General features: G+C 69.2%; 14 protein-coding genes. 1 reads left to right on the top strand and 13 read right to left on the bottom strand.

Annotated features, from left to right (window positions below):
• The first annotated feature begins 10 nt into the window (after positions 1-10).
• A complete protein-coding gene (locus tag ABL838_RS23300) occupies positions 11-568 on the top strand; it encodes a C40 family peptidase (RefSeq protein ID WP_206169530.1) in 558 nt (185 codons plus the stop codon).
• Here the strand turns inward: ABL838_RS23300 and ABL838_RS23295 are convergent.
• The 13 genes from ABL838_RS23295 to ABL838_RS23235 form a co-directional block, all read right to left on the bottom strand.
• Positions 565-1263: a DUF2894 domain-containing protein gene (locus ABL838_RS23295; RefSeq protein ID WP_418122130.1), complete on the bottom strand. Its 699-nt coding sequence runs from the start codon at positions 1261-1263 to the stop codon at positions 565-567. The two genes, ABL838_RS23300 and ABL838_RS23295, sit on opposite strands and share 4 nt — an antisense overlap.
• A complete protein-coding gene (locus ABL838_RS23290; RefSeq protein ID WP_418122129.1) occupies positions 1256-1912 on the bottom strand; it encodes an OmpA family protein in 657 nt (218 codons plus the stop codon). The genes ABL838_RS23295 and ABL838_RS23290 overlap by 8 nt, the downstream gene beginning before the upstream one ends.
• Positions 1909-4542, bottom strand: coding sequence for a DUF802 domain-containing protein (locus ABL838_RS23285; protein ID WP_418122128.1), 2634 nt, complete (start codon positions 4540-4542; stop codon positions 1909-1911). Before ABL838_RS23285 ends, ABL838_RS23290 begins: the two co-directional genes overlap by 4 nt.
• Positions 4539-5255, bottom strand: coding sequence for a DUF3348 domain-containing protein (locus ABL838_RS23280; protein ID WP_418117509.1), 717 nt, complete (start codon positions 5253-5255; stop codon positions 4539-4541). The genes ABL838_RS23285 and ABL838_RS23280 overlap by 4 nt, the downstream gene beginning before the upstream one ends.
• Before the next feature lie 135 nt (positions 5256-5390).
• Positions 5391-6683, bottom strand: a complete 1293-nt coding sequence (locus ABL838_RS23275; RefSeq protein ID WP_418122126.1) for an FAD-dependent oxidoreductase — start codon at positions 6681-6683, stop codon at positions 5391-5393.
• Positions 6684-6768: 85 nt separating this feature from the next.
• A complete protein-coding gene (locus tag ABL838_RS23270) occupies positions 6769-8145 on the bottom strand; it encodes a DUF5666 domain-containing protein (protein ID WP_418122125.1) in 1377 nt (458 codons plus the stop codon).
• Positions 8142-8966 (bottom strand): DUF6502 family protein, encoded by an 825-nt coding sequence (locus ABL838_RS23265; protein WP_418122124.1) that lies wholly within the window; start codon positions 8964-8966, stop codon positions 8142-8144. Before ABL838_RS23265 ends, ABL838_RS23270 begins: the two co-directional genes overlap by 4 nt.
• A 144-nt stretch (positions 8967-9110) precedes the next feature.
• Positions 9111-9626, bottom strand: a complete 516-nt coding sequence (locus ABL838_RS23260) for a GspH/FimT family pseudopilin (protein WP_418122123.1) — start codon at positions 9624-9626, stop codon at positions 9111-9113.
• 20 nt (positions 9627-9646) lie between these two features.
• Positions 9647-12727: a pilus assembly protein gene (locus tag ABL838_RS23255; protein WP_418122122.1), complete on the bottom strand. Its 3081-nt coding sequence runs from the start codon at positions 12725-12727 to the stop codon at positions 9647-9649.
• 43 nt (positions 12728-12770) lie between these two features.
• Positions 12771-13343 carry a hypothetical protein gene (locus ABL838_RS23250; protein ID WP_184641152.1) on the bottom strand — a complete coding sequence of 191 codons (573 nt, stop codon included), beginning with the start codon at positions 13341-13343 and terminating at the stop codon, positions 12771-12773.
• Positions 13340-14485: a PilW family protein gene (locus ABL838_RS23245; RefSeq protein ID WP_418122121.1), complete on the bottom strand. Its 1146-nt coding sequence runs from the start codon at positions 14483-14485 to the stop codon at positions 13340-13342. Before ABL838_RS23245 ends, ABL838_RS23250 begins: the two co-directional genes overlap by 4 nt.
• Positions 14482-15039, bottom strand: a complete 558-nt coding sequence (locus ABL838_RS23240; RefSeq protein ID WP_418122120.1) for a type IV pilus modification PilV family protein — start codon at positions 15037-15039, stop codon at positions 14482-14484. Before ABL838_RS23240 ends, ABL838_RS23245 begins: the two co-directional genes overlap by 4 nt.
• Positions 15033-15440, bottom strand: a complete 408-nt coding sequence (locus ABL838_RS23235; RefSeq protein WP_126023415.1) for a type IV pilin protein — start codon at positions 15438-15440, stop codon at positions 15033-15035. Before ABL838_RS23235 ends, ABL838_RS23240 begins: the two co-directional genes overlap by 7 nt.
• Between the last annotated feature and the right edge of the window lie 42 nt (positions 15441-15482).

Raw genomic sequence — 15482 nt, 5'->3', positions numbered from 1 at the left:
GCCCTCCGACATGCACGACCACGCGCCTGCTGTGCCGACAACGCCGACTTCTTTTTCTTCTTCCTCCTCCGCATTGCAGCGCTGGCTGCTGCGTCTTCTCTCTTCCATCGGGTTCTGTCTTCTCATCGTGGGCTGCGCCGGGCCATCGGGGCCACGTCAGGGCGGTGCGACAGGGCCCGCGGTCAGCAGCTCGCTGACGCCCGAACAATCGAACAGCATCGCGATCCATGCACTGGGCCTGGTGGGCACGCCGTACCGCTACGGCGGCAACACGCCCGACGGCGGCTTCGACTGCAGCGGCCTCATCGGCTACGTGTATCTCAACAGCGTGGGCGAATCGCCGCCCAGGACGGTGGCGCGCATGACGGGCTTCGGCAGCCCGGTGCCGGTGTCGGAGCTTCGCACCGGCGATCTCGTGCTCTTCGGCTCGTCCACGCCCTCGCATGCGGGCATCTATGTGGGCGGTGGCCGCTTCGTGCATGCGCCTTCGACTGGCGGCGTGGTGCGGCTGGATCGGCTCGATGGTGTGTACTGGTCGCGCCAGACGGTGCAGGCGCGCAGGCCTTAGCTCGATTTGCTTCTGCTGCTCTTCTTCGCAGGCTCGCCGCGTGAGCCTGTCGCGCTCGCTGGTGCGGCTGCAGCAGCGCCACTGCCGGCGTTCAGCTGATCCACCCACGACAGCGCATCGACATACGCCATGAACCGGTTGAGGTATTCCGGCGACAGGTTGTGCATCAGCGTGAGCGAGCGGTGCACGAGGTGGTGCGAGTTGAGCGGGCCCGCGTTCTCGGGCACCTTCGACAGCGATTGCGTCAGGCGCCGGTCGGCGCTGAGCTTGGACCAGGTGCTCTGAAAGTAGCGAATCGATTTGAGTTCGGGCGCGGGAGGCGCAGCAGAGGCCTTGGTGGCGGCTCCGGCCTTTGCTGCAGTAGCGGGTGCAGCCGGGGCATTGCCGGGCATCGGTGCATGGCGCGCGATATGTTCGGCGAGTTTCGCGAACGGACTGGGCTCTGTAGCGGCTTCCTGCTCCACGGTGCTTGTGGGCTGCGCCTTCGTCCTATCTTCGTCATAGGCCGCAAGAAGCGTCGCCACCTTGTCGTCCAGCATGCGCCGCGCCTCGCCGCCGTGCGCGCTGGCACGCTTCGCCATCGCCTCGATGAAGCGGAAGCGCACGGGGTCGAAGCGCTGCTCGCCGCGTGAGAGGGCGGCAGCGACCATCGCGCCGATGTCGCGTGCGGCTTCGCTGCCTTCGGCCTCAGTCACGGGGCTTCGCGTTCGCGCTGCTGGAGGGGCGCGGCGTGGGCGCCATTTCCACGCGCCGGTTCTTCGACCGGCCGTCGGCGTCGGCATTCGATGCGACGGGCTGCTCGGAGCCGAACGCAGCCGCGAAGATCGACGACGACGGAACGCCTGATTCGATCAGCGCGCGCGTCACGGTCAGCGCGCGCTGGGCCGAGAGCTCCCAGTTGTCGGCGAACTGGCGCGCGTTGTCGCGCATCTGCCGGTCGTCGGTGAAGCCGCTCACCATCAGGATCTCGTCGCGCGACTTGAGGTAGCTGGTCAGCGGGGACGCAAGGCTCTTGAGCAGTTGACGGCCTTCGGGCTGCAGCTCGGCGGAGTTGAAGGCGAAGAGCACGTTGCCGCTGATACCGATGCGGCCGTTGTTCAGGGTCACTCGGCCCGCCGCGAGCGGCGCGGCCAGGGCCTGCTCGAGCGTCTGCAGGCGCTTGGCTTCGGCCTGCCGTTGCCTGACTTCGGTTTCCAGCTTCGAAGCGAGTTCGAGCTGCATGCCGATCGCGCACACCAGTATCAGCACGAAGGCGCCGAGCAGGCCGGCCATGAGGTCGCCGAACACGGCCCACACGGGCACGCCCGGTTCGTCGAAGCCGGCCTCGATGTCGTCGCGGATCATGCTTCGCTGTCCGCGGGCGCTTGCTGAGGCTGCAGTTGCTGCTGCCGGTTGGCGATCTGCTGCATGTCTTCGACGATCTGCTTCTGCGACATGATGCTCAGGTCGATCACCTCGCGCGCCTGCGCGACGTAGTAGGCCAGCTGCTCGTCGCTGCGCGCGATGGACTTGCCCAGCGCGCCTTCGATGCGCTGCAGGTGGCCCGCGAGCTTGTCGTTCGACTGGCTGAAGAGCTGCACCGCAAGGCCGAAGGCTTCGCCCAGGCTGGCCACCTCGACGGCGCTGCCGGTGATCTGCGCGGCAACGGAGGCCATCTTCTCGGACTCGGCATCGGCCCGCTCGGTGAAGCGGCTGCCCACGCGCTCCAGCATCTCGGCCGACGCCGACACCAGCGTGTCGATGGCGGTGCGCTGCTCGGTGGAAGCGTGGTTCACCGCGTCGAGCAGGGTGGAGAGCGTTTCGAGGATGCGGCTGCGCTCTTCCAGCATCGCGTTGTCGCGGGCCATGCCGTCGGCGAGCTTCTGGCGCAGCTCGGTGATCACTTCGGCCGCGGCGCGCGGCGCTTCCGCTGCAGCCTGCAGCAGCTGTGCGATTTCGGCGACGGTGCTCTTCGCATGCGCCTCGGACTGGGCCGACATCTCGCGCGCGGTCTGCGCCATGGTGTCGACCAGCTGCTTCTGCTGGCTCGCGCTGTGCTCGCCGGCCTGCTGCCATTCCTGGCGCAGCGATGCGGCCATATCGGTGAGCGACTGCGTCCAGGCCGAGAGGCGCTGTTCGTCGCGCGACGTCATCTGCGACACGATCTCGGCAGCGGCGCGCGGTGCTTCGGCCGCCGCCTGCAGCAGTTGCGCGATCTCGGCGATGGTGTTCTTCGCGTGCGCTTCGTGCTGGGCCGACATCTCGCGAGCGGTCTGCGCCATGGTGTCGAGCAGCTGTTGCTGCTGGCTCGCGTTGTGCTCGCCGGTCTGTTGCCACTCCTGGCGCAGCGACGCGGTCATGTCCGCGAGCGACTGCGTCCAGGCCGAGAGGCGCTGTTCGTCGCGCAGCGTCATCTGCGACACGATCTCGGCCGCGGCGCGCGGCGCTTCCGATGCGGCATGCAGCAGCTTCGCGATTTCGGCGATGGTGTTCTTCGCGTGCGCTTCGGTCTGCGCCGTCATCTCGCGGGCGGTCTGCGTCATGGCGTCGAGAAGCTGCTGCTGCTGGCCTGCGCTGTGCGTGCCGGCCTGCTGCCATTCCTGCTGCAGCGATGCGGCCATGGCGGTGAGCGATTGGGTCCAGGCGGCAAGGCGCTGTTCGTCGCGCGATGCCAGCTCGGCCTGCAACTTCGCGTGCGATTGATCGACGGATTGAAGCAGCGATGCGGAGTGCCGTTCGAAGGCGGCCGCAGCGGTCGACAGGGCCTGGTGCGCATCGCCGGAGAGCTTCTCGCTGACCTGCTGATGCCGGGCCAGGGCGCTGTCCCAGGTGCTGGAGACCTTGCCGACGGCGCTTTCGAGGCGGGCGGACACGGCGTCCACCAGCGCGGTCGAGCGCTGCTCGAAGCTCTGGGCGAACTGGTCGTGCGAGCCGCGCATGTCGCCGGCAAGTGTTTCGCTGGTGCGCTGGTGCTCGGCGAGCGCGCTCTTCCAGGTGTCGGCCACGTGGGTGGTGGTGGCCTCGAAGCGGCCGGAGAGGCCGTCGAGCTGCTGCTGCACCGTCTTCGAAATGGTGTCGTGCAGCGCGACGGTTTCGCGTGCGATGCCGGCCATGGTGGCTTCGACCACGGGCTGGATCGCCGCGCCCGCGACGCGCGCGCTCTCGGTCAGGCTGTGCTTCAGCGACTGGTCGACGGAAGCGGCGAGGTTGCCGTAGACGGCTTCGGCCTTGCTGTGGAAGCTGTCCTGGCCGGCGACGAGGCGCTCGTTCAGCGCCTGGCTCTGCCGCTCCATCGCCAGCATCATGGCCTGCAGCTGGCCGACCAGCTCGGGCATGGCGTGGGCCTGCTGCTGCAGCAGCTTGAAGGATTCGTCGCGCTGGTGCGTCTGCGAGAAGACGCGCAGTACGGTGGCGATCTTCGTGTCGAGCAGTTGCGCGGCCTGCAGCCTTTCGCGGCGGCTCAGGGCCGAGGCCAGGCCCAGCATGGCCGATGCGGCCACGCCGGCCACCGAGGTGCCGAAGGCCAGGCCGAGGCCCTTGACGGGGGCCGAGAGCGAATCGCGGATGGTCTGCAGGTCGGTCGAGCTTTCGAGCGCGATGCCGGTGCCTCGGAGCGTGACCACCATGCCGACGAAGGTGCCCAGCATGCCCAGCAGCACCAGGAAGCCGGCGAGATACGGCGTCAGCGCCGGGCCGGGCAGGCCCACGCGCTCGCCCTCGATGCGCAGGCGCACGGCGTTGCGCAGCGAGGGATGCAGGCGGTCGAGCCATGCGCCCAGGTTGTCGGGCGGGGCGGACAGGCCGGAGACGGCCCCGGTCAGCGTGGCGGTCGCCTGCTGGAAGCGGTGCAGCTCCAGCGCGCCCATGATGTAGAAGGCGCCGACGATCAAGGTGACGGCCAGCGCCAGCGTGTTGGTGCCGATGTATCCGGCGCCCACCCAGCCGACGACGGCCAGGCCGGCGGCAAACACAGCGTATTGAAGGAATCGGGTCATGGGGTCCTGGTGGCCTGGGTGCGAAGGGCATCGAGCAGCCCTTCGACCGGTTGGAATCGAAAATCAAGTTCGGCGAGCAGCACGTCCTGCGCGTCCTTGCGGAACACGTCCAGCCATGCGTCGGGGGGCGGGGCGGCGGCGTCCGGCGTTTGCGCTTCTTCCGCTGCCGGCGCTTCGCCCGCTTTGCGCAGGCGCTCGAAATGCCGCTCCAGCAGCCCCGGCACGGCCGAAAGCAGGCTGTGCTCGCGCGCTTCCAGCACTTGCGCCATCACCACGTCGACCGAGGCCAGCCGCGCCATGGCAGGCGACCTGGCAGCCATGGCCGAGCGCAGCCTGCTGCGCAGCGAGCCCACGCCGGCTTCCATGGCCTGCTGCCGGGCGAGGTAGCGGCGGCGGTAGGGGGCGAAGTCCGAAGTGGCGTCCTTGCCGGCGCCGAAGGTGTTGTCTTCGACGATGGCGTTGGCCAGCGCGCTTTTCACGCGGTTGCATTCGCTTTCTTCGGTGTTGCGGGGAGCGCGAATGCTGGTTTGCGCCGTTGCGGGCGTGCCGTCGAGCGCGGCTGAAAGCGAGATGGCGTCGGTCCAGCCGAACCACTGGCTCAGCCGGTCGGCGGTGGGGTTTGCGGGTTCGCGGACGTCAGCCTCGGCCAGTCGGGAAAGCAAGCGAATGAGCGCCGAGCCGTTGAAACCTGAGCGCTTGAAAACTTGCCCCATAACCTCCTGGATCCGCCTGAACGCGCCTCTTCGAAAAACCCGGCAGTCTACAACAGCGCCCTCTGTCCGGGCCCCTCCGGGCGGTGGGTCAGGACGCCGGCTGTGTAACGAAATGCCAGTTTTTCAGCGCCGTTTTCATTGGGGCGTGCGCGGCGCGTTCGGCGACCGGACATGCTCCGGCCGCACGCCCAGCCCCACGGCCCTTGCAGGCAGCCGGCGCAAGAGCGGCCAGCGCGCCAGCAGCCGCAGCGGCAAGGGCAGGCGACGCCCCGGCCTGGCTGTAGCAGCGCCGTCGAGCACGGCCATGAGCACGCGGTCCTGTATGAAGCGCTGCACGGCCTGGGTGACTTGCACCGGCCATTCCCTGCGGCGCTGCAGCTGGGGCAGCAGGGCGTCGATTTCCTTGTCGGTCGCTTCGCCGGCCAGGGCGGGGGCCAGCAGGTTGGCGGCAGCCACCGCGTCCTGCACCGCGAGGTTGATGCCGACGCCGCCCACGGGCGACATCGCATGCGCGGCGTCGCCGATGCACAGCAGGCCACGGCACGACCAGCTTTCGAGCCGGTCGACCGTCACTTCGAGCAGCTTCACCGAATCCCAGTCGGGCAGCGCCGAAGGCAGCCTTTCGGCGAGGAAGGGCGCGATTCGGCCGATTTCTTCGTGGAAGGCGACCATGCCCCGCGCCTGCAGCGCATCGTGGCCGCCCTTGGGTATGACGAAGGCGCATTGCCAGTAGTCGCCACGGTTCAGCGTCACCAGGATGTGGCCGCCTGCGATGTGGCCCGCGGTGGCGTCGGGGTCGCTGGCCAGCCTCGGAACGGCCATCCACAGCACGTCGATGGGCGCGCCGTAGCTGATGTGCGGCAGCGCCGCCGCGTCGCGCAGCGCGGAATGCCGGCCGTCGGCGGCCACCACGAGCGAAGCATGCAGCTCGACCTCGCGCGGCTGGCCGGCGCGGCGGTCGCGACGCACCTTCACGCCGTTGACGCGGCCTTTTTCCTGCAGCAGGCCGATGGCCTCGGCGTCGGTCCACAGCTCGAAGCCCGGGTAGCGCCGGGCCTCGTCGTACATGAAGTCCAGGAACTCCCACTGCGGCATCAGCACGAGAAACTTGCTGTGCGAGGGCAGGTGGGTGAAGTCGGCCACCGGCACGGCGCGGCCCTCATAGCTGGCGCGCAGCTCGTCCACGCGGTCGTGGGGGCGCTGCAGGAAGGCGTCGAGCAGTCCCAGCTCGTGCAGGATTTCGAGCGTGGACGGGTGCACCGTGTCGCCGCGGAAGTCGCGCAGGAAGTCGAGATGCTTCTCCAGCACGACCACCGGCACGCCGGCACGGGCCAGCAGCAGGCCCAGAACCATGCCGGCAGGGCCACCACCTGCGATGCAGCAGCGTGGCGTCGGGGATTCGCTCGCTTGGGCGGTTGGCGTTTCCATGGCTCCGATCGATCGATCCGGTCGCGCCGCGGACGACGTGGCCTGTGTTGCGCGGCGCCGCCCGGTGTACCGGGCCCAGCCCGGCTCAGGGCTGCGCGAAGGTGACGCGCTGGGCGATGAGCACGCCGTCGACCACGCGGTCTCCGACGACTGTCACGCGCTTGCCGTTGCCCAGGTCCGCGGGGGTGCCGTTTTCGAAGATGGTAGCGGAGTCACCGGCGTTCACGTGCTGGCCGCGCACGATGAAGTCGGAACGCGACTGGTAGCCGGAGACCGGGCCGATCACCGTGAACGAGGCCGGCCCGCCCGTGCCGGGCACGTAGCGGATGCGCAGCTTCTTCGCCACGAGTACCTGCCCCGAGAGGAAACCGTCGACCTCGACCTTGACGCCGTTGCCGATGGAGCCGGCCGGGCCGCCGGTGATCTGCGCGTTGCGCGCGTCGACCTTGTTGCCGAGCACGCGGAAGTCGCCGAGCGAGGCGAAGTCGGTGGCGACGCCCGCGAGCTGCAGCGCGATGCCGTCGGCGGTGGGGATGGCGTACCAGCCCTTCACCGTGGTGGCGGTGAAGCGGCCTGCCACCGGCGCCACGGTGCCGCGCACGCGGACGATGGCGCCTTCGGCCAGGCTGGCGGTGTCGACGCCGGGGCCGAAGTCGACAGTGAGCAGGCCGAGCGTGAACTGCCGGCCGACAAGGTCGAGGTTCTGCACGGTGCCGGTCGCCAGCGGCTCGGCGGAGGCGGGCGCGATGTGCACGCGCGTGGCTCGCAGCGTGCCCGGCGAGGCGGGCAGGCCCCAGACCTGGATCACCGCGCCGTCGCGCAGGTCGGCCGGGCCGCTGGCGTCGCCCCAGACGGTGGCGGTGTCGGTGGTCACGCGGCTGCCCATGACGGTGAAGCTGCCGTCCGCGAGGTTGATGGCGGAGACGGCGCCGCGCAGTTCGGCGGCCGAGACGACCTGCGTGGCGACGCCGCTGGTGAAGTCGGCGTCGACCTTGCCGGCCACGCGCGCGCTCATGCCGATCTGCAATTCGCTGGTGTCTTCGAGGCTGAAGGCGGCGCTGTCGGTGTTGTAGCGCAGGCCGTTGAGGATGATGCTGCCCAGGCCGTCCGCCGCGCCGATGCCGGCCGCGTCCGCGCTCACGCCGGTGCCGCCGGAACCCACGCCGGAGCCGTCGCCGTTGGTGTTGCCCGCGGTGCTGGTGCCGTCGCCGCCGCTGCCTGCATTGCCGCTGGACCCGCCGGAGGCGCCGCTGTCGCCGCCACCGCCGCCGCCGCCCGTTTCCGTGGTGGTGCCGGAGCCGGATACGCCTGCAACGCCCAGGCCGGACGCGCTGCCTGCGCCACCGCCGCCGCCTCCGCCTCCGCAAGAAAGAAGCATGGCCATGCCGCCCGCAAGCAGCAGGCCGCGAAGGAGGCGCTGCGCGAGCCGGAAGGAACGCGGGAGGGTAAGGATCGTGTTCATCGTGAGGGCGGCCCGCTCTTCTTCTGCGCGGCTTCGTCGTCTTCGTAATAGGTATAGATGCCGACGCGGATGCGGGCCTTGCTGTCGGCGGGCGCGCGATCGACGGCCTCGGTCATCTCGCGGGCCAGTTCGTGGTGCAGGGCGGTCCAGCGCTCGCGCGCGAGAAGCTGGATTTTCTCGCAATCTTCCAGCGTGAGGCCGCGCGCGTACACCGAGCGCTCCAACATTCGGGGCGTTTCGCCCAGGGTGTTGGAGACGGCGGCCAGCAGGTGGTCGCGGCCGTTGTCGCCCAGGAAGGCGAGCATCGACTGCAGGTCTTCGACCGGCACGAAGCCGTCGGCCATGAGCTCGGCGGTGCCGTTGCCTTCCGCGACCATGTTCAGGCGCACCAGCTCATCCAGGATGGTGCGATGGTGGATGTTGCCGCGGCTGGCCAGCCGGGCCACGCGCTCGAAGGAGGGCGCCTCGTCCTCGGTGGTGACCGGAATGCGGCGCAGGTCCTCGTTGTCGACCGTCATCTGCAGCCAGAGCGTGAAGGTCTTGGCGGCGGCCGAGAGTTCGGTGTGGGGCAGGGGATCGACGGTGGCTCGGACCTTGGCGGTGACGGCCTTGCGGTTCAGGCCGGTGGTGACCGAGATCTGGCTGAGGTTGGGCCGCTTCACGCCCTGCTGGCGCCAGGAGCGCTGCGCCTCCTCGATGAGCAGGTCGCGCAGCAGCTCTTCGAGGTGGGGGTGCTTGACGCCCATGGCGAGCGCCAGCCGGACCACCGGACGAAGGATGCGAGCGCAGGCGGCAAGGGCCCAATCCAGCCGGTGTTCCATGAATGCGGTCGTTGCTCCTGGTTCTGTGCGTGCGGGACAAGAGGAAGGATGGAGAAGGGGGCCGGGCCGCCGTCCGGGCTCCTTCGCAGCTGGCTATTGTCGTTCGTCCGCGAAGATGGCCTTTCCGGGGTAGGCGGAGGGCGGCTAGGTCGCGGTGCAGGTACCGTCGTTCGACCTCGTGATGTTGGTGCGCCCGGTGGCGCTGATGCTCACGGCGCGCGACTGGTTGGCGCTCGGGGTGCTGCGGCAGATGGTGATCCGGCTCTGGCTGGCGCCCACGCCGGTGGCCTGGAACACGATGGCGCTCGCGCCGCCCGCTTCCCGCAGCAGGTAGCCCGTGGCCGCGGCGCTTTCCGCGCGCAGCACCTGCGTGCCGCTGAGCACGATCCAGCCGGCTTCCCACTGGCCGTTGGTGCTGCAGCTGCTGCCGTTGGCCGAGGCACAGAGGGTGACCGGCGCGTTGCGCTTGATGGCCTCGCTGCGGGCGAGCTGGCTGCCCGCCACCAGCGAGGTGGCGTAGTTGCTCAGGCGCATGGAAAGCCGGATGCCATCGAACGAAGGCACGGCGATGGCGACGAGCACCACCAGCACGGCCACGGTGACCATCAGCTCGATCAGCGTGAAGCCACGCGCGCGGGCGGTGCGGGGGCGTTTGCGCATGCTGCCGGTGCTCCAGGGGCTCACTTCTGGATGAACCAGTAGACCCGGCCCTTGGGCTGCTTGAACGCGGCCTTGGGCGAGGTGCCCTTGGGGCTCAGGAAGGAGTCGGGGTTGGCGCCGATCACCACGTCGCGCATGGTGCCGTTGTCGAGCTGGACGCGGCCCACCACGGGCGAGGGCGCGAGGCCGCCGCCCACCACGTTCTGGAAGCGGCCGCCGGGCCCCTGGGGCGCGGCATTGACGTACGACACGTTGTAGACGCGCGCGGTGCCGAGGTCGGCGCGGCAGGTCTGCGTGTTCGGGTTGCTCGGCGTGTGGGTGTTGAAGGTGGTGACGCCGTAGGCGGTGACCGAGCTGGTCACCACCTGCTCGCCGGCGGCAAGGGCGAGATACCAGCCCTTCTTGGTGGCAAGGTCGGAGGAGGTCGGCGTGGAGGTGTCGGTGATCGGCAGCAGCGAAGCCTGGCACAGCAGCCCGTTGCCGGCGCCGCAGTTGCTGGTTTCGCTGCTCAGCCAGGTGCTGTCGGTGGGCTTGTCGACCAGCATGTAGAAGCGGTTGGCCACGCCGAGCGCGACGTTGTAGTAGCGCAGCGGCTTCTCGCGGTCGCCCGAACCGAGCAGGATGACGAAGGCGCCGTTGTCCTCCACCACGTCGGGCGCGAACATGAACTTGCGGTTGGGCGTGCAGGTGGTCACCGTGTCGCAGCCCAGAGAGGCGACCTGCGTCATCGTCCAGGCCGAAGGTGCGCCGCTGCCGAGCGCGATGCGATAGACGTTGCCGCCCAGGTCGGCCGCGTAGGCGATGCGCGCGATGCCGAGCGAATCGGTGACCACGGTGACCTCGCCGGCCACCGGCCGCGCGGTAGGGAACATCTGCAGGCGCGCGCCGGTGTCGGCGTCGAGCACGTAGATGCCGCTGCCCTTGGCGGCGGTGCCGCAGGCCTGGACTGCGCTGTTGGTGTCGACGTCCTCGCACTTGTCGTAGCCGCCGCCGAAGATCAGCAGCGGGCTGTTGCCGCCGCCGTAGCCGCTGGCGCGCATCACCTTGGGAGCCGACCAGGTCTGGCCGATGCCCTCGAAGCCGCTGTCGCAGCCGGTGTCGTCGCCCTGGTTGGGGCAGCCCTTGCGCCACTTCAGCGTGGGCGCGGTGGCGGAGGAGACGTCGAAGGCGTAGATCAGCCGGCCGCCGCGACGCATGCTCGCGTAGAGCCAGGCGGTGCTGCCCTGGCGATAGGCCGAGACGGGGCCGTCCATGCCGTAGGGCTTGGGCGCCACCGCGCCGATGGTGACCGGCAGGCCGGGGAAGTTGATGCGCGTGGTGTCGTCGTACAGCCGCTTGATGCTGCCGTAGAACTCCGGCGGCATGAAGGACCAGAGCTCGTCGCCCGCGGCGGCCGAGCCGATGGCGTCGGTGCGATTGCCGTTGACGGCGCGCAGCACGCCGTCGTTGCCGCCGTAGAACACCACCACCTGCGGCGCGGCGTCGGTGCCGTAGTTGATGGCCACCGGCCGCGAGTGCACCACGTCGCCGTGCACCGAGGGGCGCATCGAGTTGGAGGTGACGGGATTGCCCTGCGCGTCGGGCCGCTCGTCGCCCTTGTTGTCGAGGCCGCGCGCCCAGTTGATGAGCGTGGTGCGGTCGGTGTCGGCGGTGACGCCCAGCGCGGCCTTGGTGATGGCGGAGTTGCCGTCGGCGAAGGCGGTGAGGGCCGTGCAGCTGCCCGGCGTGCAGGTCTTCATGTTCCGGTTGGCGACGACCATGCGCCGCAGCATGTAGCCCTGCGCGCCTTTTTCCACCACGTTGCCGTCGGGGCTGTCGGCGGCTTCCTTGCCCAGACAGTCGCCGGAGGGCCTGAAGCTCCAGTACAGGTCGGTGTCGCTGGGCGCGGGCGTCCAGAAGCTGCGCGCGCAGGGCGCCACGAAGCCGGTCTGGTTGTTCACCGCGTTGTTGTCCGCCGCGTCCTGCAGGATCAGCTGGTTGCTGCTGTCCAGCCCGAGCTTGTATTGCTTGAGGTTGCCGTTCCAGCGCGGGAAGGCGTCCTGGTCGGGGCGGAACATGCCCACGAACACCTGGTTCAGGTAGGTGCCCTGGGTGTTCACGCTCACCGGCAGGCTCACCGAGGAGAACACGCTGTTGACCGACTGGATCTTGCTGAAGATGTCGTCCAGCGCCGCGCCGAGCGCGCTGCCCAGGTCGGGCTTGGCCGAGATGTCGTAGTACTCGCCCTTGCTCTGGGTGGCCATGCTCTTGAGCAGCGAGGTCCAGCCCGGGCCCTGGCCGCCGGTCGCCTTGGCGGCCTCGATGGTGTAGACCTTCACGCCCATGCTGGTCTGCAGGAAGCGCGACCATTCGTCGGCCGTGTTGTCCTGCGAGCCGCTGGGGCTCAGGGCGATCTGCGTGGTGTCGCCGCCCGCGGCGCGCAGGGCGGCGTTGGAGGTCTGGCTGTCGCTGGTGTTGTCCTGCGCCGCGCCGTTGCTGATGTAGATGACGTAGGTGCCGGTGCAGTTCTCGGTGCTCGGGCCGACGTAGGTGGTGGCGGAGAAGCCGCTGAGCGCGTTGCGCGTGAGCGCGTAGACGGCTTTCGAGGCCGTCGTGCCGCTCGTGTTGCCGCTGTAGTCGGCCTTGACCTTGCCGTTGCCCGCGATCGGCGTGCCGCTGGCCAGGTAGCGGTAGACCTCGGCCATGGTCTTGCCGGCCTTGCCGCCGTTGGACTTGTCGCCGAGCTTGTCGAGGCTGCGGATGAGCGCGCCGTATTTGATCTTGGTGCCGTCGTCCAGCGTGCGCACCGCTGCGCGCACGTAGCCGCCGTCGGAGTTGGAGTTGCCCTGGCCGGTCTCGGTGAACATCATCAGGCCGACCTTGAACTTGTTGGCCTTCAGGCTTTCGAAGGCCGAGGCGAGCGCGGTCATCTCGGCGGTGAAGGGCTGGTTCCAGTTGGCCGTGTTGTCCAGCACGAAGAGCACGTTCGGCGCCTGCGCCGCGCTGGGGTTGTAGCCCACGAAGAGATCGATGTCCTCGGCGTGGGCCGGGCCCGCCGGCAGCGCCGTCAACGCGGTGAGCGCGGCGGCCGTCCACAGCGAAGCGAGAAGTTTCCGGATCATGGTGCGGGCCTGTTCGTCGTCGGGTTGTCTTGAATTGGCATGCCTAGGAGGCGCAGAACGCTTCGAACTGCGCCTTGTTGAGCAGGGCGCGCACGCCCTGGCGCACGGAGGTGGTGGCGCCGTTGCCGTTGCGGGCGTCGGTGACCGTGGTGCTGATGTCCCACACGGAGTTGTATTGGTCGGGCAGCGTCGAGAGCCCCGAGCCGCTGCTCGATGCGCCGCCGGTGACGCCGCCCGGGCCGGTGCTGCCGCCGCTGCCGGTGTCGAGTGCCTTGGTGGCGCGCACGCAAACGGGGGGAGCGACGTCCACCCTGTAGTCGGTGATGCCGTCGTTGTCGATGTCGACCATGCTCACCGTCCGCTGCGGCGGCGCGAGCGTGGGGCTGCCGTCGCTGCCGGGCACGAGCAGGCTGGTGGCGACTTCCTCGATCGCGCGGTTGGCGGCGGCCACCGCCTCGTTGCGCGTCTGGAGGTTGCCCACTGCCTTGAGGTTGGCGTTGCTCAGGTTGAAGGCCGCGGTGACCACCAGGGTGATCAGCAGCAGCATGATCATTCCGATGAGCAGGGCGGCGCCGCGCTGGCCGGCGCCGCGGGCGAACGGCACGCTGGTGTTCATGGCGTCTCCCTTCGGCCGGTGACGTTGCTCAGGCGCACGGAAGTGGAGAACGCGTGGCGCTTGTAGTGGTCGTTGAAAGGCCCGAGCGTGGCGCCGCCGAGCTGGTAGGTGCGCGTGTCGGTGTGGCCGGGCGAGGCCTCGGAGCTGCGCGCCAGCACGAAGAGCTTGACGGCCACTACGTTGACGAGCTGGTCGGCGGTGCAGGCGGGGCTGGTGGTGCAGTGCACGAAGTTGCCGTCGGGGCTGCCGTCGCCCCGGTTGGCCGGCGTGGACTTGTTCGCCGGGTCGGCCCAGGCGATAGCCGTGGTGTAGTCGACGGCGGCGCCGGTCTTGCTCAGCGTGTCGAGGCCGAGTTCGACGCGGAAGCCCTCGACGCCTTCGATCAGCGGCGTGGGCGGCTGCTGCGCCAGCGTGCCGCCCACGAAGTCGAAGCGCGAGCGCGCCAGCGTGGGAATGCCGTCGCCCACGGTGTCGGCGTAGTCGCGCACGTAGTAGATGTCGGCGACGAGCTTGCGCTTGGGCGAGGGAGTGGTGCAGTCCTTCTGGAACATGTTGCCGAAGCCGGCGGTCGACAGGTCGAACGAGGAGGGCTTCTGCGTGCCGCACAGCGACGACTGGAAATACATCGCGCCGCTGGTGTCCGCCTCGCAGTTGGGCGTGCCGGGCAGGCAGGTCTCGGCGTGGCGCACCACGACGATGTCGGTGCCGGCCTTCTTGTTCTTCAGCAGGTCGGTGCAGCTGGCGGGGACGCTGTCGTAGGTCTGCACCGGCAGGTCGAGCAGCTGGCGCTTGTAGTCGTCGGTCCAGTTCGCGACGGAGTAGGGCAGGCACGGGTCGGGCAGGGCGCCGGTGGGCACGTGCGTGGGAGCGCCGGTGACGGTGAGGTCGTCGAACTCGGGCATGTAGTTCTCCCAGAAGCCGGCATGGGAGAGCTCGTTCTCGAGCACGAAGACGCTGAGGCGGCCGCTTTCTATCTGCCGGTTGACCCGCTCCAGCTCGCGCTGGGAGTTGTTCACGTTGAGGAAGAGCGCGAGCAGCGCGGCCACCACGATGAGCGTGATGGTGATGGCCACCATCAGCTCGATCAGCGTCAGGCCGCGCTGGGCGTGCCGGACGTGCTGCAAGGCGCGCGGGCGGCTCATGAGAGCGATCCGATGCGCACCAGCGTGGTCACGGCGCGGCGGCACTTGTCGTCGGTACACGTGGTGCCGCTGTCGTACTGGCCCTTGCCGCAGGCCACGCCTGCCGGCGGCGCCGAGATCGGCCCCAGCCCCTGCCAGGCGACGGTGACCAGGTACTCGTTGTTGCCCATGTCCTCCACGCAGCCGCGCCCGCCGATCACGGTGCCGAGCTTGCTGCCGCCGGAGACCTCGGCGGCGCCCTGCAGTGCGTCGCACCACTCCTTGGCGTCCACCTGCTGCCGCGTGCCGGTGGCGGTGGGGCAGGCGGCGTCGGCGCCCAGCGGTGCGCTGGTGACGTAGCTGGCCGCGGTGCGGCGGTTGATGGCGATGCGGCTGGCCATGTCGTTCAGCAGGATCAGCGCCTGCGAGCGCTGGTACGACTCCATCTCGGAGGCCTGCATGCGGGCCTGGAGGCCGACGAGGCCGAACAGCCCGAAAGCCACGACGAGCAGCGTGACCAGCACTTCGATCAGAGTCGTGCCGCGCTGGCGGCGCAGGGGACGGTTTTTCACCATTTGCCGGACGGCGACTTCACGCCTTCGCTGGTGAGGGTGAGATCGCCGTCGCCCTGTTGCGCGCCGGTCGGCCTGAAGGTGAGCGTGTAGCCCGGCGCGCCGGAGGTCGAGAGGGTGACGTCGTAGCTGTAGTTCGCCGAAACCTCCGACGGCAGGCTGTAGCCGCTGGCGGTGAGCGCCGCCTTGTCGGCGTAGACGCGGTTGGCGATGAGGTACTGCTGCTGCCGGTTGGCGATGTCCATCATCTGCGCCTGGGCCGCCGAGCGCTTCGAGCGAATGATGTACTGCTGATAGCTCGGCAGGGCGATCGAAGCCAGGATGGCCACGATCGCGACCGTGATCATGACCTCGATCAATGTGAAGCCGCTGCTGCGTCTGCGTGCCTGCGAATGCTGGTTCATCGTGGCTCGGAAGGAATGTTTCACATTGTTAATTATGTGAAT

The organism is Variovorax sp. 160MFSha2.1 (assembly GCF_048305075.1).
In the GTDB taxonomy this organism is placed as follows: Bacteria; Pseudomonadota; Gammaproteobacteria; order Burkholderiales; family Burkholderiaceae_C; genus Variovorax; species Variovorax guangxiensis.
This window is presented reverse-complemented; position numbering and strand designations above follow the sequence as displayed.

What these genes read in the sequence shown, in the direction of transcription:
- ABL838_RS23275 (WP_418122126.1), bottom strand. Translation starts at nt 6,683, where the DNA reads ATGGAAACGCCAACCGCCCAAGCGAGCGAATCCCCGACGCCACGCTGC.
- ABL838_RS23270 (WP_418122125.1), bottom strand. Translation starts at nt 8,145, where the DNA reads ATGAACACGATCCTTACCCTCCCGCGTTCCTTCCGGCTCGCGCAGCGC.
- ABL838_RS23280 (WP_418117509.1), bottom strand. Translation starts at nt 5,255, where the DNA reads ATGGGGCAAGTTTTCAAGCGCTCAGGTTTCAACGGCTCGGCGCTCATT.
- ABL838_RS23265 (WP_418122124.1), bottom strand. Translation starts at nt 8,966, where the DNA reads ATGGAACACCGGCTGGATTGGGCCCTTGCCGCCTGCGCTCGCATCCTT.
- ABL838_RS23250 (WP_184641152.1), bottom strand. Translation starts at nt 13,343, where the DNA reads ATGAACACCAGCGTGCCGTTCGCCCGCGGCGCCGGCCAGCGCGGCGCC.
- ABL838_RS23260 (WP_418122123.1), bottom strand. Translation starts at nt 9,626, where the DNA reads ATGCGCAAACGCCCCCGCACCGCCCGCGCGCGTGGCTTCACGCTGATC.
- ABL838_RS23235 (WP_126023415.1), bottom strand. Translation starts at nt 15,440, where the DNA reads ATGAACCAGCATTCGCAGGCACGCAGACGCAGCAGCGGCTTCACATTG.
- ABL838_RS23240 (WP_418122120.1), bottom strand. Translation starts at nt 15,039, where the DNA reads ATGGTGAAAAACCGTCCCCTGCGCCGCCAGCGCGGCACGACTCTGATC.
- ABL838_RS23285 (WP_418122128.1), bottom strand. Translation starts at nt 4,542, where the DNA reads ATGACCCGATTCCTTCAATACGCTGTGTTTGCCGCCGGCCTGGCCGTC.
- ABL838_RS23255 (WP_418122122.1), bottom strand. Translation starts at nt 12,727, where the DNA reads ATGATCCGGAAACTTCTCGCTTCGCTGTGGACGGCCGCCGCGCTCACC.
- ABL838_RS23290 (WP_418122129.1), bottom strand. Translation starts at nt 1,912, where the DNA reads ATGATCCGCGACGACATCGAGGCCGGCTTCGACGAACCGGGCGTGCCC.
- ABL838_RS23245 (WP_418122121.1), bottom strand. Translation starts at nt 14,485, where the DNA reads ATGAGCCGCCCGCGCGCCTTGCAGCACGTCCGGCACGCCCAGCGCGGC.
- ABL838_RS23300 (WP_206169530.1), top strand. Translation starts at nt 11, where the DNA reads ATGCACGACCACGCGCCTGCTGTGCCGACAACGCCGACTTCTTTTTCT.